The organism is Kitasatospora sp. NPDC097643 (genome assembly GCF_040302625.1).
Taxonomy (GTDB): domain Bacteria; phylum Actinomycetota; class Actinomycetes; order Streptomycetales; family Streptomycetaceae; genus Kitasatospora.
On the sequence record NZ_JBEOSA010000012.1, the window covers coordinates 1 to 23,929 of the forward strand.

The 23,929-nt window shown below is 74.3% G+C and carries 23 protein-coding genes; 10 read left to right on the forward strand and 13 right to left on the reverse strand.

Going from position 1 to position 23,929, the window contains the following annotated elements:
- Positions 1–233: 233 nt before the first annotated feature.
- Positions 234–578 (reverse strand): hypothetical protein, encoded by a 345-nt coding sequence (locus tag ABTY15_RS10805; RefSeq protein ID WP_350579767.1) that lies wholly within the window; start codon positions 576–578, stop codon positions 234–236.
- Between the two features lie 126 nt (positions 579–704).
- On the opposite strand from ABTY15_RS10805, the gene ABTY15_RS10810 reads away from it, so the two are divergent.
- Positions 705–1,733, forward strand: coding sequence for a phosphotransferase (locus ABTY15_RS10810; RefSeq protein ID WP_350579770.1), 1,029 nt, complete (start codon positions 705–707; stop codon positions 1,731–1,733).
- Between the two features lie 71 nt (positions 1,734–1,804).
- Here the strand turns inward: ABTY15_RS10810 and ABTY15_RS10815 are convergent, their stop codons facing one another.
- Genes ABTY15_RS10815 through ABTY15_RS10825 form a run of 3 tightly spaced genes read right to left on the reverse strand, consistent with a single transcriptional unit; the run spans position 1,805 to position 3,294 of the window.
- The gene (locus tag ABTY15_RS10815; protein WP_350579776.1) at positions 1,805–2,527 is read right to left on the reverse strand and encodes a class I SAM-dependent methyltransferase; all 723 of its coding nucleotides are present in this window, start codon (positions 2,525–2,527) and stop codon (positions 1,805–1,807) included.
- Entirely contained in the window at positions 2,524–3,030 is a 507-nt protein-coding gene (locus ABTY15_RS10820; protein ID WP_350579779.1) for a hypothetical protein, read from the reverse strand. Before ABTY15_RS10820 ends, ABTY15_RS10815 begins: the two co-directional genes overlap by 4 nt.
- A 24-nt stretch (positions 3,031–3,054) precedes the next feature.
- Entirely contained in the window at positions 3,055–3,294 is a 240-nt protein-coding gene (locus tag ABTY15_RS10825; protein WP_350579781.1) for a hypothetical protein, read from the reverse strand.
- A gap of 277 nt (positions 3,295–3,571) precedes the next feature.
- Here ABTY15_RS10825 and ABTY15_RS10830 point away from each other — a divergent pair, with 277 nt between their 5' ends.
- A complete protein-coding gene (locus ABTY15_RS10830; RefSeq protein ID WP_350579783.1) occupies positions 3,572–4,123 on the forward strand; it encodes a hypothetical protein in 552 nt (183 codons plus the stop codon).
- Between the two features lie 424 nt (positions 4,124–4,547).
- Here the strand turns inward: ABTY15_RS10830 and ABTY15_RS10835 are convergent, their stop codons facing one another.
- The 3 genes from ABTY15_RS10835 to ABTY15_RS10845 all read right to left on the reverse strand — a co-directional run bounded on the left by ABTY15_RS10835 (position 4,548) and on the right by ABTY15_RS10845 (position 9,488).
- A complete protein-coding gene (locus ABTY15_RS10835) occupies positions 4,548–6,785 on the reverse strand; it encodes an acyltransferase family protein (RefSeq protein ID WP_350579785.1) in 2,238 nt (745 codons plus the stop codon).
- A gap of 170 nt (positions 6,786–6,955) precedes the next feature.
- Positions 6,956–8,686, reverse strand: a complete 1,731-nt coding sequence (locus ABTY15_RS10840) for a glycosyltransferase family 2 protein (RefSeq protein ID WP_350579788.1) — start codon at positions 8,684–8,686, stop codon at positions 6,956–6,958.
- A gap of 223 nt (positions 8,687–8,909) precedes the next feature.
- Positions 8,910–9,488, reverse strand: coding sequence for a GNAT family N-acetyltransferase (locus ABTY15_RS10845; protein ID WP_350579790.1), 579 nt, complete (start codon positions 9,486–9,488; stop codon positions 8,910–8,912).
- Between the two features lie 331 nt (positions 9,489–9,819).
- On the opposite strand from ABTY15_RS10845, the gene ABTY15_RS10850 reads away from it, so the two are divergent.
- Entirely contained in the window at positions 9,820–10,770 is a 951-nt protein-coding gene (locus ABTY15_RS10850; RefSeq protein WP_350579793.1) for a lysozyme, read from the forward strand.
- 70 nt (positions 10,771–10,840) lie between these two features.
- Here the strand turns inward: ABTY15_RS10850 and ABTY15_RS10855 are convergent, their stop codons facing one another.
- Both ABTY15_RS10855 and ABTY15_RS10860 read right to left on the reverse strand, forming a co-directional pair.
- Positions 10,841–12,526, reverse strand: a complete 1,686-nt coding sequence (locus tag ABTY15_RS10855; RefSeq protein WP_350579796.1) for a S53 family peptidase — start codon at positions 12,524–12,526, stop codon at positions 10,841–10,843.
- Between the two features lie 170 nt (positions 12,527–12,696).
- On the reverse strand, positions 12,697–13,071 hold the full coding sequence (locus tag ABTY15_RS10860; RefSeq protein ID WP_350579799.1) for a hypothetical protein: 375 nt from the start codon (positions 13,069–13,071) through the stop codon (positions 12,697–12,699).
- A 321-nt stretch (positions 13,072–13,392) separates the two neighbouring features.
- Here ABTY15_RS10860 and ABTY15_RS10865 point away from each other — a divergent pair, with 321 nt between their 5' ends.
- The 4 genes from ABTY15_RS10865 to ABTY15_RS10880 all read left to right on the forward strand — a co-directional run bounded on the left by ABTY15_RS10865 (position 13,393) and on the right by ABTY15_RS10880 (position 16,538).
- A complete protein-coding gene (locus ABTY15_RS10865) occupies positions 13,393–14,043 on the forward strand; it encodes a LysE family transporter (protein ID WP_350579801.1) in 651 nt (216 codons plus the stop codon).
- Between the two features lie 203 nt (positions 14,044–14,246).
- Entirely contained in the window at positions 14,247–14,990 is a 744-nt protein-coding gene (locus ABTY15_RS10870; RefSeq protein WP_350579804.1) for a TetR/AcrR family transcriptional regulator, read from the forward strand.
- 147 nt (positions 14,991–15,137) lie between these two features.
- Positions 15,138–15,452, forward strand: a complete 315-nt coding sequence (locus ABTY15_RS10875) for a hypothetical protein (protein WP_350579807.1) — start codon at positions 15,138–15,140, stop codon at positions 15,450–15,452.
- Positions 15,453–15,467: 15 nt separating this feature from the next.
- Positions 15,468–16,538, forward strand: coding sequence for a M14 family metallopeptidase (locus ABTY15_RS10880; RefSeq protein WP_350579810.1), 1,071 nt, complete (start codon positions 15,468–15,470; stop codon positions 16,536–16,538).
- Between the two features lie 218 nt (positions 16,539–16,756).
- Here ABTY15_RS10880 and ABTY15_RS10885 read toward each other — a convergent pair whose 3' ends face one another.
- A complete protein-coding gene (locus tag ABTY15_RS10885; RefSeq protein ID WP_350579812.1) occupies positions 16,757–17,386 on the reverse strand; it encodes a TetR/AcrR family transcriptional regulator in 630 nt (209 codons plus the stop codon).
- 155 nt (positions 17,387–17,541) lie between these two features.
- Between ABTY15_RS10885 and ABTY15_RS10890 the strand changes: the two genes are divergently transcribed.
- From ABTY15_RS10890 to ABTY15_RS10900, 3 genes are read left to right on the forward strand one after another with little or no spacing between them, the layout of a single operon-like run.
- Positions 17,542–18,342, forward strand: coding sequence for an SDR family oxidoreductase (locus ABTY15_RS10890; protein ID WP_350579815.1), 801 nt, complete (start codon positions 17,542–17,544; stop codon positions 18,340–18,342).
- The gene (locus tag ABTY15_RS10895; RefSeq protein WP_350579817.1) at positions 18,339–19,157 is read left to right on the forward strand and encodes an SDR family NAD(P)-dependent oxidoreductase; all 819 of its coding nucleotides are present in this window, start codon (positions 18,339–18,341) and stop codon (positions 19,155–19,157) included. Before ABTY15_RS10890 ends, ABTY15_RS10895 begins: the two co-directional genes overlap by 4 nt.
- Positions 19,154–20,125 carry an NADPH:quinone oxidoreductase family protein gene (locus ABTY15_RS10900; RefSeq protein WP_350579820.1) on the forward strand — a complete coding sequence of 324 codons (972 nt, stop codon included), beginning with the start codon at positions 19,154–19,156 and terminating at the stop codon, positions 20,123–20,125. Before ABTY15_RS10895 ends, ABTY15_RS10900 begins: the two co-directional genes overlap by 4 nt.
- On the opposite strand, the gene ABTY15_RS10905 is transcribed toward ABTY15_RS10900, so the two are convergent.
- The 3 genes from ABTY15_RS10905 to ABTY15_RS10915 all read right to left on the reverse strand — a co-directional run bounded on the left by ABTY15_RS10905 (position 20,126) and on the right by ABTY15_RS10915 (position 23,842).
- Positions 20,126–21,385 carry an alpha/beta hydrolase family protein gene (locus tag ABTY15_RS10905; RefSeq protein ID WP_350579823.1) on the reverse strand — a complete coding sequence of 420 codons (1,260 nt, stop codon included), beginning with the start codon at positions 21,383–21,385 and terminating at the stop codon, positions 20,126–20,128. It lies immediately after the preceding gene.
- A gap of 215 nt (positions 21,386–21,600) precedes the next feature.
- Positions 21,601–22,812 carry an acyl-CoA dehydrogenase family protein gene (locus ABTY15_RS10910; RefSeq protein ID WP_350579826.1) on the reverse strand — a complete coding sequence of 404 codons (1,212 nt, stop codon included), beginning with the start codon at positions 22,810–22,812 and terminating at the stop codon, positions 21,601–21,603.
- Position 22,813: 1 nt separating this feature from the next.
- Positions 22,814–23,842 carry a phosphotransferase family protein gene (locus tag ABTY15_RS10915; RefSeq protein ID WP_350579828.1) on the reverse strand — a complete coding sequence of 343 codons (1,029 nt, stop codon included), beginning with the start codon at positions 23,840–23,842 and terminating at the stop codon, positions 22,814–22,816.
- Between the last annotated feature and the right edge of the window lie 87 nt (positions 23,843–23,929).

Genomic DNA, 23,929 nt, shown 5'->3' on the forward strand with positions numbered 1-23,929 from the left:
GGCTCCACACCTACAATCACCACCGCGGACACACCGCACTCGCAGGCAAACCACCCGCCAGCCGCATCCCCAACCTCACGGGACAGAACACCTAGCGCTTCGGGAGCTGGAAAACCGTCTACGAGCGGCATCGACACCCGTGGCCACTCGCGACGACAAGCGCGCCTACGTCTTCGCGGGCACCGTCACCATGGCCTCGATCCGCCTGCGGCTCAAGCCCTGACAAGCTGACGTCAGCAGGCTTCCAGCGCTTCGGCTTGCCGCGTGAGGTCCTCCGCGATGTCGTCCCAGTCCGGACCGCGCAGCCACAGGTTCTGCGCGGCTTCCCGCAGAAGAGCCGGCTCGTCCGGCCTCTGCAAGAGCACGAGCCGATAGGCGAGGTTGCGAATCCACACCGGGAGCCGCCCGTCGACCAGGTTCGGGCTGAGCTCCCGCAGCATCGAGAGAATCGCGTCCGCATCAGCGAACGTCAGCTCTTCGACGAAGTAGTGCTCGCGATGCTCCTCACCGCACGCCGGTGTCGGACGGTACTCATCCCCGTAGAGACACCGGGCGTGCTCGGTCAGCGTGCTGTGCATGCGCTGCAGCCTACGTCGTCATGATCCGCCGACACGACCCCAGTCGAACCGCTCGAGCAAGCGATGCGGACGGGACGGACGGGAAACCGGTGGAGGAGCATCGGCGGCGTCGTGGATGATCAGGGGATGCGACGGTTGCGGCACGGCTACACGAACCACACGACGGGCGACGGCAAGGTCGTGGTGAAGCGGTACGACGGGCCGGACGGCGAGGCCCGGTTGGCCTGCGAACAGGGGATGCTGACGCACCTTCAGGGCGCGCTGCCGGTGCCGCCGGTGCTGGCCGCCGAAGCGGGTGCGCTCACGCTCGGGCACCTGCCGGGGGTGCCCGCGCAGGAGTTGCTGGAGGCCGGGCACGGGGCGGAGGTCCTCGCCGCGTGCGGGCGGGTGCTGCGCCGGCTCCAGGCCGTCCAGGCCGTCCAGGCCGTCCACGACGTCCGGGCCCTCGACGCGAGCGGGGCCGGACCGGTGCTCGTGCACGGGGACTTCGGGCCCAACAACCTCCTCCTCGATCCGGCCACCTTCGAGGTCACCGCCCTGCTGGACTGGGAGTTCGCCCATGACGGCGACCCGGTGGAGGACCTCGCCTGGTGCGAGTGGATCGTCCGCATGCACCACCCCGAGCACGTCGGCGCCCTCGGCGAGCTCTTCCGCGCGTACGGGGGCCCCGTCCCGCCGTGGCCGGAGCGGCGGGCGGCGATGCTCGCCAAGTGCGCCTGGCTGGAGGAGTTCTGCCGCCGCCGCGACCCGGCGGGCCCGGGGGTCCGGCAGTGGCAGGAGCGGACGCAGGTCACGGCGGACTGGCCGGAGTGGCCCGAGCAGCCGGTGACGGACCCGCGGGTCACCGTGGATCGTCAACTCGCCGCCTACAACGGCCACGACCTGGCGGCCTTCCTCGCCACCTACGCCCCCGAGGTCGTGGTGAACCGCCGGGACGGCAGCCGGCTGGAGGGCCGCGACGCGTTGCGCGCGGCCTACGCCCCGCTCTTCGCCGAAGGCCGCTGCCAGGCCCGGATCACCGGCCGGCTCACCCAGGGCGACTGGGTGGTCGACCACGAGACCGCCGAGGGCGTGGCCGCCGAGCCGCTCCGGGTCCTGGTCGCCTACCGCGTGCGTGACGGCCTGATCGACCGGGTCGACTTCCTCGGCGGGTGAGCGACGCGCGCCCGGTCGCGGCAGACTCCTCGGGTGACCGACGCGCGCCCTGCCACGACGGCGAACCGTGCTCAGCCCAGCTCGAACACCAGCGCCGTCCAGCTGACCCCGGCCCGCCCGTGCAGGTCGGAGCGTCCGCTGCGGTGGAGCAGGCGCAGCCCCCGGGCGGCGGCGAGGGCGACGGTCTCCTCGGGCGGGACGTCGAACATCCGGCGGCCCGGCGGGACGGGCCCGTGCCGGACGGTGAGGGCGAGGCGGCCGCCCGGGGCGAGGAGCCCGGCGAGGGTGTCCATCGCCACCGGGCGCTCCTCGGCCGCGAGGTGCATCCACACGGCGGTCAGCAGGACGAGGTCGAACCGCTCGCCCGAGCCGCTCAGCAGCGGCAGCCCGGGCAGCCCGTCGGACACCCAGCGGACCGCCACCCCGGCGTGCAACCGCTCACCGACCTGCCGGAGTTCGGGCGTCGGCTCGGCGGCGACGACCGGGTGCCCGAGGGCGGCGAGGGCGGCCGCGTCCCGCCCGGTGCCGGCGCCCACGTCGAGCACGGCGGCGGGCGGCGCGGGGTAGAGGTGCAACAGTTCCCGGTGGACCTCGGCGAAGGTCACGCTCTCGTACTGGACGGCGAGCTCCTCCGCCGCCGCGCCGTAACCGGCGGTGCCCGCAAGACCGTTCGGCCGGTCAACGCCGTTCGGCCGGTCAAGACTGTTCGGCCGGTCAACGCCGCTCGGCCGGTCAAGACTGTTCGGCCGGTCAACGCCGGCCGGCTGCTCCGCCGCCGTCGACGCCCCGTTCACGCCGACTCCATGACGAGCACCGCGTCCCCGGCCGTGGCCGCGCCCGCGAAGAAGTCCCGCAGCTCCCGGAGGTCGGCGACCACCCGGGCCGCCCAGTCCTCCGACCACGGGGTCGGGTAGCCGAGGTGGGCGGCGGTCCGGGCCAGCAGGGGGTGCTGCTGGCGGACGAGTTCGCCGAGCGCCGAGTCCCGCAGGAACGCGGCGGCCGCCGCGACCTGCTCGGGGCGCAGCACGAACGGACCGGGTGGCGCCCCGACACCCGGCTCGCGCCGTTCGCCGCCGTAGACGGGCAGCCGCGCGGCCGGGTCGGGGTGCAGGCCGTTCTCGGTGAGCGCTAGCTCCATCAGCCGCGCGGTGCTGCGCACGCCGAGCACCAGCCCGGCGGCCGCCAACTGGTCGTACCGGACGTCCTGCCGCCCGGGCACGAGCGCGCCGAGTTCGGTCGGCGGGCAGGTGTCCGCAGCCGGACCGGGCACACGGCGCCAGAAGTGATCCACACTCACCCGGACAGCCTAGCCAACAGCGGCTCAAGCCTCACCAGGATGCCAGGCGGGCCATTCCCAGGGACGGTCCGCCCAGTGCACCCGGGCCGGGTCGCGGGGGTCGAGGTCCGGGAAGAGCTGGTGGATCCGGGGCTCGAACTCCTCTGGGGCGAGGGGCTCCCAGCCGTGGCCCTCGAAGTGGACCAGCCGGTAACGGCTGTCGGTCCGGAACTCGGCCACCTCGACCAGGGGCCCGGGCGCGCTGGACGTGCTGTTGGTCTCCATGCCCCCAAGCATGTGGGGGCGCGGCAATCGGCGCCCGTCCAGAACCCTCTTCCGGGTCATGTCCCGGCGTCGGCCCGCTCGTTGAGCACGAGGAAGGTACGGCGGGGGGTGGTGAGTGTGGCAGGAGGACGAGGACATGACTGGGCAGCCCCCCGGAGGGCAGTGGCAGTGGCCGCCGAACGCGTGGCAGCCGCCCCCCGTACCTCCGCCCGTCCCGGCGTTCGCCGCCGCTCCGCCGCCTCCGCCTCCCCCACCGCCACCGCGCCGCTCGCGCCGGGTGTGGGCGGCCACGGCGGTCGGGACGGTCGCCGTGCTGGCCTCCGTCCTGGCGATGTGCGGGCCGGGGACGGGTGACGAGCTGGACGTGGTGACCCTGCCGCAGTCCTCGCCCTCCGCGTCCGCCCCGGCGGCGGACCCGGCCGCCGTCACGCCCGCGCCCTCCCCGCTACCGGCCCCCACCCCGTACACCGGCGGACCGGCCGGCGGGGACCGGACCGCGTCACCGACCGCCGGGAGCCCGACCAGCGGAGGCACAACCGCCGCAGGCACAGCCACCGAGAACGCGGCCCCCGAGGACCCGGCGGGGGCGGAACCCTCCGGCGCACCGCACGCGGCGACCCCGCACCCCAGGCCCGGCCACGCCCCGCACCCGGCCCCGTCCCACGGCGCCCCGGCCCCGGCGGCCCCCGGCCCCACCCCGACGGCCCAGGGCGGTCACCCACCCGCCCCGAGCGTCGGCCCGGGCGCCCTCTGCGACCAGGCCGAACGCCTCGGCCGCTGGCCGGCCAACTCGGAACAGTCCCGGCTCTGCCACAGCATCTACGGCTGAGGGCACGTCCCCGCCGCCGCACTCCGAAGGACGGGGGCGGGGACGGTTCCACCCGGTCAGGGTGGTCCGACCCGGTCGGCGATGCTGAAGGTCGGTGACCCGGCGGACGGCGTCAGCGATCCCGCAGACGGCAGCCGGGCGGGCGTGGTGGCCCGCGTGCCGCGCGGGCAGGCAGGCAGGCGGGCAGGCAGGCCGGGCCGGCCGGGCGCCCCGGTCTCGGAGCGCGCCCGACCGCGCGTGCCCGGTCGCCGCCCACGCATCGAGGAGTGACGACCGGGCTTCCCGGGCACAGGCCCTCAGCCCGTGCCGGGGAAGCCGCTACCGAGCAGCCCCCATCCAGCCGGGCCGCCAGGACACGGGCCAACGTGCCGGTGAGGCGGTAGATGCGGCGCGAGCGGCGACCGAGCTCGCGCCACACAGGCCGTCAGCCAGCGCCGGGGAGGCCAGCGCCGGAGACGCCGACGCCAGGGACGCCAGCACCGGGGAACCCCGCCCCGAGGCCGCCGCCGCCGAACAGCCCCCGGTCCAGCCGCCCCGCCAGGACGCGGGCCAGCGTGTCGGTGATGTGCCCGGTGTCGCGGTAGAGCACGACGCCCTCCAGCACCGCCGGGCAGTCCGGCCCGGTCCCCGGGCAGAGCAGCGGCCCGAGGTCGAGGGTGCGGACGCCGTAGCGGGCCGCGAGGCCGCCGGTGAGGAGCGGGTCGGGCTCGAAGGCGGTGTCGCGGGGGAAGAAGCAGGCGTCGGAGCGCCCGTCGGAGGCGGCGAGGCAGGTCGGGATGTCCTGGCCGGGCATCGGGGTGTCGCCGAGGTAGGCGAGCGGGGCGCCGACGGCGGCGAGGCGGTCGAGGGTGCGGCTCCAGCCCTGGGTGCGTTCCTGCTGGCTGCCGTAGCGGTTGAGGCCGGCCATCAGGACGAGGCGCGGCTTGGGGCCGGTGGCGAGCCGGGTGAGGGTGTTCTCGCGCCAGCGGTCGCACTCCTCGAAGGTGCGGCCGAGGACGTTGTTGCGCACCGTGAGGGTGGCGAGCGGGCAGCCGGGCTTGACCAGGACCTCCAGCGCCCAGTGCCGCTGCTGGGCCATGGCGAGGGCGGCGGAGATCCACTGGCCGGCGTGCGAGTCGCCGAGCAGGACGATCCGGTCGGGGCTGTCCTCGGCACCGAACAGGCAGCGCGGGCTGGTGTCGGCGTTGAGCGGGATCTCGCAGCCCTTGCCGGGCGGGAAGTCCTCCCGGGCCCGGGCGAGCGACGGGGTCAGGCCGAGCAGCCGGGTGCCGGGGGCGAGCAGCGCGGGGCCGTCCACGGCACCGGCCGGGGCGGCGACGGGCGCGTCGGCGCTGCCGAGGGCGCGGACGGTGCCGCCGCCGAGGGTGAGCGCGGCGATCAGCGGGATGACCAGGGCGCTGGCGCCGACCGCGAGTCCGCGCCGGGGTGCCGGACTGCTGCCGTACCGCAGTGGCGTTTCGACCAGCCGCAGGGTGAGCCAGGCGGGCAGCGCGCTGGCGGCGGTCAGGGCGAGCAGGGTGGTCCAGGGCAGGGTGCCGTACCGGGCCTGGGCGATGGTGAGCACCGGCCAGTGCCAGAGGTACCAGGCGTACGAGAGCCGGCCGGCGGCGCGCAGCGGGCGGGTGGCGAGCAGGCGTCCGGCGTCGGCGGCGCCGAGGGAGCGGTGGGCCGGTCCGGCGAGCAGGACGGCGGCGGTGCCGAGAACGGGCAGCAGCGCGGCGGTGCCGGGGAACGGGGTGGTGCGGTCGTACCAGGCGAGCGGCACGAGCACGGCCCCGAGGCCGAGCCAGCCGACCACCCGCAGCGCCCCGGTCGCCATCCGAGCCGTCCCGCCGGACGCCACCCCGTCAGCCGCCGAGCGGCGCGCGAGGGTGCCGGCGAGCAGCGCGGCGCACGCGCCGGCCGCGAACTCCCACAGCCGGCCGGCGGTGGAGAAGTAGGCGAGCGGCGCCGAGGTCGCCGTCCAGCGGATGCAGAGCACCAGCGAGACCGCGCCGATGCCGAGGGTGGCGAGGGTGATCGCGACGGTGCGGCGGCGGCCGTGCAGGTAGCGGGCGAGACCGAGCAGCAGGACGCCCCAGAGCAGGTAGAACTGGTTCTCCACGCCGAGCGACCAGAAGTGCTGGAGCGGGCTGGGGTCGCGTTCGGCGGCGAGGTAGTCGGTCTGCTGGCCGACGAACCGCCAGTTGGCGAACTGCCCGGCGGCGGCGATCAGGTCGCGGGCGAGGTCGGTGCCGCGCAACGGGTCGAGCAGGGCGCCGCCGGCGGCGGCGGTGGCGACCAGGACGGTGGCGGCGGCGGGCAGGATGCGGCGGGCACGGCGGGCGGCGAAGTCCCGCAGGCCGAGCGGGCGGCCGAGCAGCAGGCCGGTGATGAGGAAGCCGGAGATGACGAAGAAGACGTCGACGCCGACGTAGCCGCCGGTGAGGCCGGGCAGGGCGGCGTGGTAGGCGAGGACGGACAGGACCGCGACGCCACGCAGGCCCTCGATGTCGGGGCGGAAGGCGGTGCGTCGGCGGGGTTCGCGCTCCGGGGGCGCGACGGCCTCGACGGCGGTGCGCCGCGCGGGCGCAGCAGGCTGATCGGCCCGGTCGAGCCGGACGACCTCGGGCAGCAGGTGGGCGGAGGCATTGAACGACGGCGGCGGTTCGGCCGTTGGCACGGCGGTGCTCCTTGCAGGGGCTGGCAGCGGTGGTCGGGGCCGCCGGGCCGATGGGGCGGCCGGGCGGCGGGTCCGCGCCGGTGGGGCGACGCGCAAGGAATGTTCAGCGAGCAGGAAGCAGAAAGCGGGAATCAGAAAGCAGGAAGCAGGAGGCGGTAATTGACGGACCGTCAGAACAGCAGCGGATCGGCCCAGCCGGACGCCAGCAGCCCGCAGAGCAGCAGCACCGCGGTGACGGCGACGGCCTCCGCACGGCCGAATCCGAGGTCGGCGCCGGAGCGCCGCGCCGGTGCGGGGACGTCCTGGACGGCGGCTCCGTTGCCGCCGCGCACCAGCGGCCAGAGGGCCCGGATCAGCGGGATCATGGTGTACGCGGTGAGTCCGAGCAGCGCGGTGAGCGCCCAGTACGGCCGCCAGCCGTACGTCGCGGCGGCGCGGACCAGCCCGGCCGTCCCGCTCAGGACGACGAGGCCGAGCCAGCCGACGCCGATCCGGGCGACGGTCCGGGCGAGCGTGCTGCCGCCGGACACGGCGCCGGTGGGCACCCAGTCGGCGCTGCGGCGGCGCAGCGCGTGCGCGATGGCGACCACGTGGCAGAGCCCGCCGAGGAGCTGGACCCGGGTGACCTCGAAGCGCCAGCGGGTGCGGGACATCGCGGGCAGCAGCACCAGCGCGACCCAGATCGGCGGCAGGAAGGGCAGCACCTGCCAGGGTTCGATCTCGTCGGGCGCGAAGAACAGCATGATCAGGGCGGGCAGCGGGACGGCGAAGACGTTCACCGCGCTGGTGACGTAGCCGAGGATGCCGTTCCAGAAGCAGAGCCGGGCCGACCGCGGGAGCGGGCCCCGGCGGAAGCCCGGGTCGCGGACCAGCGCGAGGGAGCCGAGGCACCAGCGGTACTGCTGGCTGATGAAGGCGGGCAGGCCGGTGGGCGACATGCCCTTGGCGACCAGGGCGGGCACGTACCGGGTGGTCCACCCGGCGCGGGCGAGCGAGAGTCCGGTGTAGAGGTCCTCGCTGTGGTCGATCTCGGCGAAGCCGCCGACCCGCATCAGGGCGGCGCGCCGGTAGAGGGCGTTGGTGCCGCAGCAGACGGTGCCGTCCTGGGCGTCCCGGGAGGGCTGGATCCAGCGGTAGAAGATCTCCTGGGTGGCGCCGGCGGCGCGTTCGAGCCAGGACATGTCGGCGTCCGTGTCGAAGCACTGCGGGCTCTGCACGATGCCGACCTCGGGGGTGTCGAGGTAGGGCACCAGGTGGTGCAGGAAGTCGGGGCGGGGGCAGAAGTCGGCGTCGAGAACGGCGACGATCTCGCCGGTGCCCTCGGCCAGGCCGTGGTTGAGGTTGCCGGCCTTCTTGAACCGGCCGCGGTCGGGGCGGGAGCGGTACTGGAAGCCGTAGGAGCGGGCGAGTTCGCGGACCTCGGGGCGGGCGGCGTCGTCGAGGACGAGGACGGTCAGTTCGCCGGGCCACCGGACGGCGGCGGTGTGCCGGTAGGCGTTGTCCAGGACGGCGAGGGGTTCACCGGCAGTGGGCAGCAGCAGGTCGACGCTCGGGTGGCGGGCGGGCTGCCAGGCGCGGACCAGCAGGTCGTGCGAGTCGCGCGTGTACCGGCGGGCGCGTTGGCCGTCGGTGAGGGAGAGCAGCCAGGTGGCGGCGTTGAGTACGGTGAGCACCAGGAACGGCCAGAGCAGTGGCCGGCTGAGCGCGAACAGGCCGAGGGTGGCGGTGGCCCCGGCGTAGGAGAGGGTGGCGCAGAGCAGCACCCAGCGGCGCTGCGGGCCGAAGTACCAGTACAGCTCCTCGTCGTCGGGCGGGCTGGGCAGGCGGAGGTCGGGGTCCGCGGGCGTCCGGTGCGGACCGGTGTCGGGTGCGGGCATGGCGGTGCCATGGAGTACGGGCATGCGGAAATGGCCCCCCTGGGCATGGGACGGAACGTGGCCGTTCGTCCCCAGCCTCTCACATTGGCCTAGACCAATCGTGAACTCGGTATGACATCTCCGCATCGCTCCTGGTCAACGACTTGACGGTGCATCACCTCCACCGAGCCATGTCAAGCGACCGTGGAGCGAACCCCGAGCACCGCCGCGCCCACTCCCTCGACGCCCACTCCCTCGACGCCCCGCCTCAGGCGCTCCGCAGCCCCTTCGTCAGCGTCTCGAACCGCAGGTCCGGCCGCAGCGGGATGCCGAAGCGCTCGTCCCCGTACGGGAAGGGGGTGTAGACGCCGGTCCGGCGGAAGCCGCGCCGCTCGTACCAGGCGATCAGGTCGGCGCGCTGCTCGATCACGGTCATCTCCAGCTCGCCGACGCCCCACTCCTCGCCGGCGACCCGCTCGGCCTCGGCCAGCACCGCCCGGCCGAGCCCGCCGCCCTGGAGGCCGGGGCGCACCGAGAACATGCCGAAGTACGCGCGGTCGCCCCGGTGCTCAAGCTGGCAGCAGGCGAGCAGCTCACCGCCCTGTTCCACCACCAGGACCACCCCGTCGGGGTGGCCGATCGCCGCACCCACGCCCTCGGCGTCGGTGCGCTGCCCGTCGAGCAGGTCGGCCTCGGTGGTCCAGCCGACCCGGCTGGCATCGCCCCGGTACGCGGACTCGACCAGCTCGACCAGGGCCGGCACGTCGGCCGGGGTGGCGCGGCGGAAGGCGGGCTCCCCGGGCGTCCTCGCGTCGGACCGGACGGGGCTGGGGGTGGTCTCGGACATGGCGGGCCCTCTCCTTCGTGCGGTGGCGCCGGCGCCGCTCGGTGCCTGCGGCGTCGTGCGGGCCGTCGCCGGTGACCGGCCCATCGGCATCGTGCCACAGCGTTCGGACACCCCCGAAGGCCGGGACCGACGGGCGCCACCAGGCCGGAAGGCCGACCGGGCGGTCTCCGGGCCGCGCGATGGCGGCCGGCCACACGTGACGGTGGTTCAGCATGTGGCCTGGGATACCTGGCGGCACTGGCGGGTACCTGGCTACTCTGCTCCCCGGCCGGGTCAACCCCCGGCCGTACCGGGCCCCTTGGGCCATCAGCACCGGACCAGAGGAGTGTTCATGCGCCGCACTTCCCGCTCCGCCAGCCCCACCGGTACCACCAGATCCACCGCGCGCCGACTGCCCTTCCTGACCGCGCTCGCCACCGCCGCCGCCCTGGGCGTCGGCGTCGCCGCCCCGGCGTACGCCGCCGAGCCCGCACCCGCGCCCTCTCCGACGGCCACACCAGGCGCCGCGCCCGGGGCCGCACCCGAGACCGCACCCGGGGCCGCCCCCACCGTCGAGGGCCGGGCCGCCTTCCACCCCGACCGCGACTTCGCGGGCTCCACCGTCGCGGCCCACGAGGGGCGCTCCAGCACCGCCGGCGTCGCCGCCCTCGCCGTCACGCAGACCCCCGGCCTGGATGTCGCCAGCTACCAGGGCAACGTCAACTGGGGCGCCGCGGCCGCCAACGGCGCGCGCTTCGCCTACGTCAAGGCCAGCGAGGGCACCACCTACCGCAACCCGTACTTCGCGCAGCAGTACAACGGCAGCTACAACGCCGGGCTGATCCGCGGCGCCTACCACTTCGCGCTGCCGAACAGCTCCTCCGGCGCGACCCAGGCCAACTGGTTCGTCGACCACGGCGGCGGCTGGTCCGCCGACGGCCGCACCCTGCCCCCGGCCCTCGACATCGAGTACAACCCGTACGGCGCGACCTGCTACGGCCTGAGCCAGAGCGGCATGGTGAGCTGGATCCGCTCCTTCAGCGACACCGTCCGCTCCCGCACCGGCCGCTACCCCACCATCTACACCACCACCAACTGGTGGACCCAGTGCACCGGCAACTACGGCGGCTTCGGGGCCACCAACCCGCTCTGGATCGCCCGTTACTCCTCCAGCGTCGGCACCCTGCCCAACGGCTGGGGCTACCAGACCTTCTGGCAGTACGCCGACTCCGGCACCTTCCCCGGTGACCAGGACCTCTTCAACGGCGCCGCCGACCGGCTCCAGGCGCTGGCCAACGGCTGATCCTGCCGAGGCACGGGTGGGCACCCGTCCGCGGGGACGGGTGCCCACCCGGGACACCCCGGAAGCGGCGTCACAAGGCCCGCAGGCCGTCCAGCAGTTGCTGACCGCCGGGGCTGCCGAGGCCGGTGCAGGCGTCCCAGCCCACCCCGGAGAAGTAGGCGCCGTTGCTGCCCACCGTGACGTCACGCAGGACGCCCTGCCCGAGGCGCGCGTACAGCAGCGGGTTGAGGAAGCCGACCCGGGCGCCGAGGCCCTGGTTGACCCTCGCGATCAGGGCCGACCACATCGGCGCGGCGGCGCTGGTGCCACCGATCTGCGGGAAGTTGACGCCGTCCACGCTCGGGATGACCACGCCGGTGTTCGGATCGGCCAGCGCGGACACGTCCGGCACCCCGCGGCCGTGGGCGTGCGGCGGGTTGACCGACGGTGGGATGGCGGTGCCCGCCTGGAAGGCCGGCACCGGGAACAGCTTGCTGATGCCGCCACCGGTCTGGCGACCGGGCTCGGTGTTCCAGACGGTCTCGCGCAGGACCTGCCCCTGCTTGACCACCAGGCGGGTGCCGCCGACCCCGAGCACGTGCGGGCTGGAGGCGGGGAAGTCGGCGCTGGCGAGCTCGTCGATGCCCTGGTCGCGCGAGCCGTCGTCGCCCGAGGCGCAGCAGATGGTGATGTTCCGCTCCGCGGCGGCGGCGAAGGCCGCGTCGACCCGGGCGACCGCCCCGTCGCTCCACCGGCTGATGGAGTCGTGCTCGGGGTTGCCGTAGCTGATGGAGATCACCGAGGGCTTGTTGACGGTGTCGTTGACGACCCGCGTCATCACGTCGACCCAGCCCTGTTCGCTGAACTTGGTGAAGTAGACGACGATCTTCGCCTTGGGTGCCAGCGCGCCGACGACCGCGAGGTCGAGCATGATCTCTCCGGTGCTGTCGGGCGACTCCTCGGCGTCCTGCCCGGGGTCGTTGCCGGTGCTGCCGACGCCTGGGATCACCACGTTGGAGATGTCCGGCATCGGCAGGTGCAGGATGTCGACGAAGTAGTGCCGCAGCGCGTCGAGCGAGTAGCCGCCGGACGGGACGCCGGGCGGCATCTCGCCGTTGAAGGCGAGGACAGCAATGCACTGCCCCTCGCCGTCGGTGCCGGCGGGGTAGGCGTAGGGCGCTTCGAGCTGGTTCGGGAGGAAGGCGCCGGGCCGCAGCAGCGATGCGGCGAGGGCCGTCGAGGCTCCGTCCACGGCCAGGGCGGGGCGGCGCAGCCGGCTGGTGCCGACCGGCCGGTTGTCGAGGCCGTACACGCCGGTGACGACGCCGCTCAGCTCGGTCGGGACGTAGATCGGGCCCTCGCGGCCGCGGTAGACCCGAACGGTCCGGTCGTCGGCCTTGTACTGGTAGCGGGCCAGGGTGACCCGGAAGGCCTCGGCGACGTCCTCGGTGGCGCCGGTCAGCTGGACGCTGCGGGCCAGCGGGTTCTCGTTGGAGACGGTGAGGCCGTGGTCGGCGGCGAAGGCTTCGAGTGCCTTGAGATCGGTGTCGCGCCACCGGTGGGACGCGGCGTACTCGTCATCGCTCGGGACGGTGCGGCGGGTCGGCGGTACGAGCGCGAGCTCGTACACGTCCGGTTTGGGCGGCGCGTCGGGGTCGCGGCGCAGGTAGACGGTGACGGTGAGGGGTCTGCGTGGGTCGGCCGGTCCGATGACCCGCGCCCCGCCAAGCGGAACGCGGGTACTGTCCGGCAGCGCCACGTAGTGGCTGCTCGACATGATCGCTCCAGCGGTCGGGTCGGTGTTCAGGAGCTCACGACGGTGGGTCGCGCGGCTGACACAGTCCGGATACGGTGCACGTTTATGTCGTACACGGACAGCGTCCTCCGCGCCCACGACGGAGTCAAGGGAACACCGGGACCGCCTGCGGCAGCGCCGGTCAGCGCCGGTCAGCGCGGGTCGACCAGCTCCTGCGCGAACACCGTGCCCAGCGGCTCCGGCCCCACGTACTGCTGGCAGTTGCACTGGCGCGGCTCGTACTGGAGCGGCCGACGGTCGGCGTCCCACGCGGTCGGCGCCTCGACCACCTCGTGGCAGCGGCCCTGCCGGTCGTGCTTGGCCAGGTGGTGCGTGCAGCCGCAGACCGGCTCCGGCGGGCGCTTGGCCGCCTCCAGGGCGGTCCGCTGCCGCTCCGTCGCCTCGATCAGTTCGATCTTGCGCTCGTGCCGCACCTTGAGCGCCCGGCGGGCGTCATTGGCGATCCACCCGCCGCCGTACAGCACTGCGGGCAGCACCCACCAGATCCAACCCCCGATGTCACCCATGACCCGCTCCCCCGTCTCCCCTGCTGCGGTGTTCCGGCGACATCGTACGCCTGACCTGCGCGGAAGGAACCAGGCGGGGCGTCGGCGGATGTCCGCGGGAGCGTGCGGCCGATCGCACGTGCACCACACCGACATGACGACACATCGACGCGCCCGCCACCGGATGTCGAGCGAAAACCGGTTGCGGCCCGAACGCCCCGGCCACCACGATCGCCGCATGACCACCGCCTGCGCCCGCCCGCTGCCCGCACCCGCCGCCGCCCGTCCGGCCCGGGTCCAGCAGCAGCCCGGCCGCCCCCTGAGGCGCGACCGCGCCCACGCGTGACGGCCGCGCTCGTCGCGGGCCTGCTGGCCGGGTACGGCGTCGCCGTCCCGGTGGGGGCCGTCGCGGCGTACCTGGCGGCGCTCACCGCGCGGACCTCGCTGCGCACCGGCGCGTGCGCCGCACTCGGGGTGGCCACCGCCGACGGCGTGTACGCGCTGCTGGCGGCCGTCGGCGGCGCCGGCCTGGCCCCGCTGGTCCAGCCGGTCGACCGGCCGCTGCGGATCGCCTCCGCCCTGGTACTGCTGGCCCTGGCCGCCCGCACCGCCGGCACCGCGATCCGCGCGCACCACGCCCACAGGCCCGCCGACCCGGTCGCCGGGGCCACACCCCCGGGGGTCGGCCCCGGCCCGGCCCGGGCCTACCTCACCCTGCTCGGCATCACGCTGATGAATCCGCTCACCGTGCTCTACTTCGCCGCGCTCGTCCTCGGCGACGGCCGCACGGGCACGGCGCCCGACGCCCCGGCCCGGGCGGTGTTCACGCTCGCCGCCTTCGCCGCCTCGGCGAGCTGGCAGCTGCTGATCGCCTCCGGCGGCGCCCTGCTGGGCCGGGCCCTGACCGGCCCCCGGGGCCGTCTGCTCACCGCCGTCGGCTCGGCGGTGGTGGTCGGCGGGCTGGCCGTCCGACTGCTCCTGGGCGCCCTGTGAAGGCCGCCCGACCCCGCCCCCTCCGATCGGCCGGCCACCCCCTGCGGTCAACCGGCCGCCCCCGGAACCACCCCCGCCGGACCCCCACCCACCCGCAATGCCCGAAATCAACCGGGACTTACCTTGTATCCTGGTCCTGTATCCGCCTGACCGGCTCAGGCGCGGCCCGACGATGCTGGCTCCGAAGACGGAGGAGTGCGGACATGGTTGAGCAGGACGGCCCCGAGAAGCGGGGACGCCTGAGTCGCCCACTGGTGCTCGACGCCGCCGTGGCGCTGGTCGACCGCGAGGGCCTGACCGCGCTGACCATGCGGCGACTGGCAGCCGAACTGGGCGTGGAGTCGATGGCCCTCTACCGGTACACCCCGGGCAAGGAGGCCCTGCTCGACGGGCTGATCGAGGCCTTCTTCACGGAGGTCAACGCGCGACTGCGGACCACCGCCGGCCGCGCCGCGCCACTGCGCGGCAGCCGTCCCGGTGAGCCCGCCTGGCGCACCGAACTGCGCCGCATCGCCCAGGCGTTCGCCACCGTGGCGCACGCCCACCCGGAGATCCTGCCGCTGGTGGCGACCCGGCCACTGACCGTGCCGGTGGCCCGCCGCCCCGCGCCGGTGCTGGACCTCACCGAACACATCCTCGCGGTGCTCGGGCGGGCCGGCTTCGACGACGCGGCCGCGCTCACGGTCTACCGCGCCTTCGTCGCCTGGAACCTCGGCTGCCTGCTGGTGGACAAGCGCCAGCTGGTCGACAACGCGGACGAGCCGGAGCCGGTCCTGCGGCTGGGCCTGCACCGGCTGCCCGCCGCCGAATACCCGCGCCTGCGCGCGCTGGTCCCCCGGTTCGCCGACTTCGACGACGAGGGCGAGCTGCTCTCCGGCCTGGACAGCCTGCTGGACGGGATGCCCGAGGTGCCGCTTGACGCCTTTTACAACGGCGGCGCATCCTGAGGGATACGAGGTACACGTCGGACATATCCCTGTATCAGCACGGCGCCGCCCGACCGCGCCGGCCGAGAGCCCCGACCGCCGAGGACCCCTCCATCACCCGGCGAATCCGGCTGCGGCGCGCGTCGGCGGCGCCGGGAAGAGGTCCCCATGTCCGCAGTCACCCCCGACATCCACCGGGTCCGGGTCTTCGCCAAGGACGCCGACACCCTGCGCGCGCTGCTGCGCGAGGTCCGCGCCGACGTCAGCGGCCGGGCGCACCGCGCCGAGGACGGCAGCGTCGGCATCGACGCCTACGTCCCGGAGAGCACGATCCCGGTCCTCGAACGCAACGGCGCGACGGTCACCCGGATCGCGAACGCCAGCGAGGCCGGGCGCGCCGCGCAGGCCCAGGTCGGCGAGGGCGACCGGTTCGCCCCGGCCGACGCGGTGCCGCACGGCCTGGCCGAGAAGCTCCGCGCCTGACCCGGGAGGACCGTCATGTACCTGAACATCAACGAGGTCGAGTCGGCCGTCACCAGCCTGGCCACCGCCTTCCCCACCACCTCCCAGCTCGTCACCCTGCCCGAAGCCTCGGCCGAGGGCCGGGCCTGCCACGCCCTGAAGATCGGCGTGCCGTCCGCGGTCCCCAAGGACTGCGTGATCATGATCGGCGGCGTGCACGCCCGCGAGTGGGGCAGCTGCGAGATCCTCATCCACCTCGCCGCCGACCTACTGGAGGCCTACCGCGACGGCACCGGCCTCGGCTACGGCGGCAGCACCTTCACCGCCGACCAGGTGCACAGCCTGCTGCACCGGCTGGACCTGGTGCTCTTCCCGCTGGTCAACCCCGACGGCCGGCTGTTCAGCCAGAGCGTCGACGCGATGTGGCGCAAGAACCGCAACCGCGCGTACACCGGCGGCAGCGCCAACCCGGACTGCATCGGCGTCGACATCAACCGCAACTACGACTTCCTCTTCGACTTCACCACCGCGTTCGCGCCGACCGCCAAGCCCCGGGTGTCCACCGATCCGTGCGACCGCTACGTCTACGCCGGGCCGGCGGCCTTCTCCGAGCCCGAGACCCGCAACGTGCGCTGGCTGCTGGACGAGTACCGGGAGACCCGGTGGTTCGTCGACGTGCACAGCTACTCCGAGGACATGCTCTACAACTGGGGTGACGACGACAACCAGAGCGACGACAACACCATGACGTTCCTGAACGCCGCCTTCAACGGCGCGCGCGGCCTCCCGGCCGACGACGCGTACGGCGAGTTCATCGAGAAGACGGACGAGGACACCGCCGTCCTGCTCGCCGAGCGCTTCTGCCAGGGCGTCAACGGGGTGCGCGGCTCGGTGTACAAGCCGCTGTCCGGGTTCCACCTGTACCCGACCAGCGGGACCAGCGACGACTACGTGTTCGCGCGGCACTACGCCAACCCCGCCCTGGGCAAGGTGCTCGGCTTCACCGTCGAGTGGGGCACCGAGTTCCAGCCGCCGTGGACGGAGATGGAGAAGATCATCCTCGACGTCGACGCCGGGCTCGTCCAGTTCTGCCTGTCCGTCGGCTGACCCCCGGCCCCCGACCCCCGACCACCGCGCCCGACAGCGTCCAGAGCCCGCCACGACCGATCGTGGCGGGCTCTGGGCGTTGTACTCGCAGTACTCGCAGTACTCGCAATTACTCGCGGTACTCGCTGTACGCGCTTTACGAGGCACACGTACTTCGTATACGAGTCTGCGCCCGCTCCGACGGCAGGTCAAGGGCCGCCCACGAACAACCCGAGGGCTCAGACCCGGGCGCCCAGCATCCGCAGCACCAGTTCCCCGTACCGCCGCCCGAGCTCCTCCGGCGTCTCGCTGCTGCGCTCGGTGTACCAGCGGGAGACGTCGATCCCCAGCGAGGTCACCGCGCGGGCCGCCGTCCGGACCTCGGACACCTGGAAGACGCCGGCCGCCACCCCCGCCTCGATCAGCGCGCTCACCTCGCGCTCGATGTCCAGCCGCAGTGCCGCGACCACCGCGTAGGCGTCCTCGGGCAGCGCGTGCAGCTCGTAGTTGACCACCCGGCCGACCATCCGGGCCCGGGCGTGCCAGGCCGTGAACTCCTCGACCAGCCGCCGCATCCGCTCCGCCGGCTCCTCCGGGCCGCCCGCCGCCGCCCGGACCAGGGTCAGCGTGGCCGCGTGCCCGGCCTGGCTGATCTCGGCCAGCAGCGCGGCCTTCGACTGGTAGTGGATGTACAGCGCGGCCGGGCTCATCCCGGCGGCGGTCGCGATGTCCCGGGTGGTGGTGGCGTGGAAGCCGCGCTCCGCGAACGACTCGACGGCCGCCTGGAGCAGCCGGTACGCCGCCTCCGGGCGGGTGTCGGCACCGCCGGACAGGGTGGGCCAGAGGTCGGCGATGGGCGTGCTGGTCATGGCGCCATCCTCCCAGAGAACTCGTACAGGCATTCCCGCCGACGGCGCGGCGGCCTGTTGACAGGCTCCCGCACCGACACCATGCTGAGCAAGCGCTTAGTCAGCAGCCCGACGGCAGCGAAGACCGTAGCGAAGACCGCAGCGAAGCAACCCCCATGAACCTCACCGAACGAACCGCGCGAAAGGCAGGACCCTCCGTGGTGCACTCCTTCAAGGGCCGGGTGGCCGTCGTCACCGGATCGAGCCGGGGCATCGGCCTCGGGATCGCGCGCGAACTCGTCGCCCGCGGCGCCAAGGTCTGCCTCACCGCCCGCAACCCCGAGCCGCTCGCCGAGGCCGTCCGCGACCTGGGCGGGCCGGACAACGCCATCGCCGTCGCCGGGAAGGCCGACGACCCGGCCCACCAGGAGGAGGCCGTCGCCCGCACCCTGGAGGCCTTCGGCCGGCTGGACCACCTGGTCAACAACACCGGCATCAACCCGGTGTACGGGCCGGTCCTCGACACCGACGAGGCCGCCGCCGCCAAGATCCTCGCCGTCAACGTGCTGGCCCCGCTCGCCTGGACCCGCCGCGCGCACGCCGCCTGGATGGGCGAGCACGGCGGCTCGGTCGTCAACGTGGCCTCCATCGCGGGCATCCGCTCCTCGCTCGGGATCGGCATGTACGGCGTCAGCAAGGCCGCGCTGATCCGGCTGACCACCGAACTCGCCGCCGAACTCGGCCCGCAGGGCATCCGGGTCAACGCCGTCGCCCCCGCCGTGGTCAAGACGAAGTTCGCCGAGGCGCTGTACGAGGGCCGGGAGGAGCAGGTCGCCGCCGCCTACCCGCTCGGCCGGCTCGGCGTCCCCGAGGACGTCGCGGGCGCGGTCGCCTTCCTGCTCTCCCCGGACGCCGCCTGGATCACCGGCCAGACCCTGGTCGTCGACGGCGGGGTCACCCTCGGCGGTGGGATGTGACCGCCGGGCAGCCGGCCGGCTCCGCCGAGGAACCGGCCGACTTCGCCGGCCGGGGCGTGGTGGTCACCGGCGCCGGCCGGGGCATCGGCGCCGCGCTGGCCCGGGCCTTCGCCGGGGCCGGCGCCCGGGTGGTCGTCAACGACCTGGACGCCGAGGCCGCCCACGCCGTCGCGAAGGAGTGCGGCGGCACCGCCCTGCCCGGGGACGCCGCCACCACCGAGGGCCTGACGGCGCTGGTCGGGCAGGCCCGCACGGCGCTCGGCGAGATCGACGTGTGGTGCGCCAACGCGGGCGTCGCCCCGGTCGGCGGCGCCGACGCACCGCCCGCCGCCTGGGCCGCCGCCTGGGAGGTCAACGTGTTGGCCCACGTCCGGGCGGCCGAGTTGCTGCTCCCCCGCTGGCTGGAGCGCGGCCAGGGCCGCTTCCTCGCCACCGTCTCCGCCGCCGGGCTGCTCACCATGCTCGGCTCGGCCCCGTACGCGGTCAGCAAGCACGGTGCGCTCGCCTTCGCCGAATGGCTCTCCGCCACCTACCGCCACCGCGGCGTCCGGGTGCACGCGCTCTGCCCGCAGGGCGTGCGCACGGACATGCTCGCCGCCACCGGCGCGGTCGGCGAGGCGCTGCTGGCCCCGACCGCGCTGGACGCCGAGGACGTCGCCGTGGCGACGCTGGCCGGGCTGCGCGAGGAGCGCTTCCTGATCCTGCCGCACCCTGAGGTCGCCGAGTACTACACCGCCCGGGCCGTCGACCCGGACCGCTGGCTGTCCGCCATGAACCGGCTCCAGCAGGGGCTGGAAGGGAGCGATGCGCTGTGAGGGCCTGGCAGGTGCACGAGCTCGGCGAGCCGGGTGCCGCGATGCGGCTGGCCGAGGAGGTGGCCCGGCCGGTGCCGGGGCCTGGGCAGCTGCTGGTCCGGGTGCGGGCCGCCGCCGTCAACTTCCCGGACGCGCTAATGGTGCGCGGCCAGTACCAGGTCCGCCCGCCGCTGCCGTTCACGCCCGGCGTGGAGGTGTGCGGTGAGGTCGCGGACGGCGCCCGGCAGGGCGAGCGGCTGATCGGCAACCCGGTGCTGCCGCACGGTGCCTTCGCCGAGTACGCGCTGCTGGACGCCGCCGCCGCGTTCCCGGCGCCCGAGGCGCTGGACGACGCCGAGGCCGCCGCGCTGCACATCGGCTACCAGACGGCCTGGTTCGCCCTGCACCGCCGGGCCCGGCTGCGGGCCGACGAGACGCTGCTGGTGCACGCGGCGGCGGGCGGGGTCGGCAGCGCGGCCGTCCAGCTCGGCCGCGCCGCCGGGGCCCGGGTGATCGCGGTGGTCGGCGGTCCGGCCAAGGTGGAGGCGGCCCGGGCGCTCGGCGCCGACCTGGTGGTGGACCGGACGGCCGAAGACTTCGTCGCCGCCGTCAAGCAGGCCACCGGCGGGCGCGGCGCGGACGTCGTCTTCGACCCGGTCGGCGGCGACGCCTACACCGGCTCCACCCGGTGCGTGGCCTTCGAGGGTCGGATCGTGGTGGTCGGCTTCGCGGCCGGCTCGATCCCGGCCCCGGCGCTCAACCACGCGCTGGTGAAGAACTACGCCATCCTCGGCCTGCACTGGGGCCTCTACAACACCCACGACCCGCGCGCCGTCCGCGCCGCCCACGACGAGCTGACCAAGCTCGCCGAGCAGGGCGTGGTCCGCCCGCTGGTGAGCGCCCGGGTGCCGCTGGCCGGCGCCGCCGAGGCCGTCCAGCTGGTCGCCGACGGGCGCAGCACCGGGCGGATCGTCGTGCTGGGGTCGTAGCTACTTCGCGTACTCCATCTCCGGGAAGCGCGCCGAGGGCCCGTCCAGCAGGTGGTCGTCGTGTCCGCGCAGCCAGCGGTCGAAGAAGGAGGCGACGTACGAGCGGGTGGCGTCCACGGCTCGCTCGGGGCGGATGTCGCCGACGTCGCCGCGCAGGTTCTCCGGGGTGATCGCGCCCTGCCGGGCGAGCTGCGGGAGCAGCGACTGGGCGTCGGTGTAGGAGCCGTGCCGGGAGCCGGTGAGCGTGACGTCCGCGTGCCAGCCGGTGCTGTGGCGCCACAGGGCGTCCCAGCCCGGCTGGTGGTGGTAGTCCCCGGAGTCCTCGCTGTTGGTGCCCATCAGCAGGAACGGCCGGTCCAGGCCGTCCGCGGCGACGCTGGGCAGGAACACCCCGGTGTGGCCGTCCGGCCCGGGGAAGTGCATCTGGCCGTCCAGGTTGACGCCGGCGACGATCCGCGGGTCGTCGTGCATGGTCTGGAGGGCGGTGAACCCGCCCGCCGAGTGGCCGACCATGCCGATCCGGTCGAGGTCCAGCGAGGCCACGAGCCCGGCCGGCAGGCCTGCGTCGGAGCGCAGCCCGCCCAGCCGGTCCAGGACGAAGCGGGTGTCGTCCACCCGGGTGCTGAGGGACTTGCGGAGCACCGCACCGATGTCCAGGCCGGGCTGCCCGAGCATCCCGGGGAACACGGAGGTGGCCAGTTCGCCCTCGGGGAAGGCGACTTCGGAGGCCTCGTAGGTGTGGTCCACGGTGATCACGACGTAGCCGCGGGAGACGAGGTCCTCGACCAGCGCCGTGCCCCAGGTGCGCGGGTCGCCGAGCCCGGGCGAGTACAGCACCACCGGGCGCTTGCCGCCGGGCAGCGCGGGCGCGTCCTGGCGGGCGTGGGTGCGGATGTCCGACCAGGCGGTGCGGCCGGGCTCGAAGCCGTAGTTCAGGTGGCCGGCGCTCTCGGCGCCGCCGAAGTGCGCGGCGGCGGCGGGCGCCATGTAGCCGGCGCGGTCGGCGCCGGCGGCCGGGCGAGCGGTCGGGTACCAGAAGCTGATCATCAGCTCGCGCGGTTTCCCGGGCTGCCACGGGTCCGGCCGGCTCTCGTCGGTGAGGTGGACGGCGGTGGTGCCGACCGGGTACGGCCCGGTCGGCTGCGGCAGCCAGGCCCGGGCCTGCCGCTCCTTCTGCCCGCCGTCCGCCGTTGCCGCCACCGCCCCGGGCGCTCCGACCACGCCCAGCACCGCCGTCGTCGCCAGCAGGACCGCTGCCACGGCCCGTCCTCGCCTGCCCATCGCTGTTGCCTCCTCGTACCGGTTGCGGTGTGTACGAGGACGGTACGGGCGGGAACGGTCCGGGGCCGTCATCCTGGGGATCGAACTCACCCCTGAGTGCTGGGGCATGACTCCCTTAGGGGCAGCACCGCAGCTCAGGCGTGGCGTCGGAGCTCACGTGTGGCGGCCGGAGCTCAGGCGTGGCAGCCCGGAACTCAGGCGTGGCGCCGGAGCTCCCTTCGGGCGAGCGAGCGCTTGTGCACCTCGTCCGGTCCGTCGGCCAGCCGCAGGGTGCGGTTGCCCGCCCAGAGCTGGGCGAGCGGGGTGTCCTGGCTGACGCCCGCCGCGCCGTGCGCCTGGACGGCCTTGTCGAGGATCCACTCGACGGTGCGCGGGGTGGCGATCTTGATGGCCTGGATCTCGGTGTGCGCGCCCCGGTTGCCGACGGTGTCCATCAGCCAGGCGGTCTTCAGCACCAGCAGTCGCAACTGCTCGATCCGGACCCGGGATTCGGCGATCCAGTCCTGCACGACACCCTGTTCGGCGAGCGGCCGGCCGAAGGCGACCCGGGCGTTCGCGCGGCGGCACATCAGCTCCAGGGCGCGCTCGGCGATGCCGATGGCCCGCATGCAGTGGTGGATCCGGCCGGGGCCGAGCCGCGCCTGGGCGATGGCGAAGCCGGCGCCCTGCTCGCCGATCAGGTTGCCGACGGGCACGCGGACGTCCTCGAACAGCACCTCGGCGTGACCGCCGTGGTCGGCGTCGTCGTAGCCGAAGACCTTCATGCCGCGCTTGACGGTGACGCCGGGCGTGTCGCGCGGGACGAGCACCATGCTCTGCTGGCGGTGCGGCTCGGCGGTGGGGTCTGTCTTGCCCATCACGATGAGGATCCGACACTGCGGGTTCATGGCCCCGGTGATGTACCACTTGCGGCCGTTGACGACGTACTCGTCACCGTCGCGCTCGATCCGGGTGGCGATGTTGGTGGCGTCCGAGGAGGCCACCTCGGGCTCGGTCATGGCGAAGGCGGAGCGGATCTCGGCATCGAGGAGCGGCCGCAGCCAGCGCTCGCGCTGCTCGGCGGTGCCGAACTGGGCGAGCAGTTCCATGTTCCCGGTGTCGGGGGCCGCGCAGTTGAGCGCGGGCGGGGCCAACTGCGGGCTGCGGCCGGTGATTTCGGCGAGCGGGGCGTACTGGAGGTTGGTCAGGCCGGCGCCGTACTCGCCGGGGATGAAGAGGTTCCAGAGACCCTGCTTGCGGGCCTCGGCCTGGAGTTCGGCGACGACGGGCGGGACGCTCCAGGCCGCGCGCGCCGGGTCGGCGAGCTGGGCCTCCAGGACGGGCTCGGCGGGGTGGACGTGTTCGTCCATGAACGCGAGCAACTGCTCACGGAGTTCGTCGGTGCGGGCGTCGTAGGCGAAGTCCATCTCAGCTCTCCTTGAGGGTGCTCAGGCCGTGCCGGGCGAGGACCGGTGCCATCTCACCGGCGCGCTCGAAACCCGCGCCGAGGGTGCGGCCCTGCTGGTAGCGGAAGTAGATGCCCTCGGCGACGGCGGCGAGCTTGAACGAGGCGAAGGCGACGTACCAGTCCAGGTCGGCCGCCTGTCGGCCGGTCAACTCGGCGTAGTACGCGACGATTTCGCCGCTGGACGGGAAGCCGGGGGCGGTCATCGCGGAGGGGATGATGCCGCCACCGCCGCCCGCGAGTTCGGTGTACATCACCAGCAGGCCGATGTCGGTCAGCGGGTCACCGAGGGTGGACATCTCCCAGTCCAGTACGGCGGTGATCGCGTCGGTGTCGTCGACGAGGACGTTGTCCAGCCGGTAGTCGCCGTGCACCAGGGCGGGCGCGGGGGAAGCGGGCAGCCGGTCGACGAGCAGTTCGTGCAGCCGGTCGAGCTCGGGCAGGTCGCGGCTGCGCGAGGCGGCGAGCTGCTTGGACCAGCGGCGCAGCTGGCGCTCCAGGTAGCCGTCCGGGTGGCCGAAGTCGGCGAGGCCGACGGCGGACGGGTCGATCCGGTGCAGCGCGGCGAGGGTTTCGACCAGCCGTCGACCGAGCGCGTGGACGCGGTGCTCGCCGAGGGCGGCGAGGGTGGCGGCGTCCCGGTGCGCGGTGCCGGGCACGAGTTCCATGAGGTACCAGGGCGCGCCGAGGACGTCCGTGTCGGGGTCGAGCAGCAGGGTGCGCGGGACGGGGACGTCGGTCTCCCGCAGCGCGGTCATGACGCGGTACTCGCGGCCCATGTCGTGGGCGGTGGCCAGGACGTGCCCGAGCGGCGGGCGGCGCAGGACCCAGCGATTGTCACCGTCGGTGAGGACGTACGTGAGGTTGGAGCGACCCCCCTCGATGAGGTCCGCCTTGAGCGGGCCCTGGACTGCGCCGGGCAGCTCGCGCTCCAGGTGAGCGCGGAGGCGGGCCAGATCCAGGCCGGGCGGATCGGCGGGGGTCTCGGGCATCGGGCGGCTCCTCACAGCGATCATTGACTAAGCGCTTGCTTAGCATTCAGCTGAGCGATGCCCCCTGTCAATGCCGCCGCACGCAAC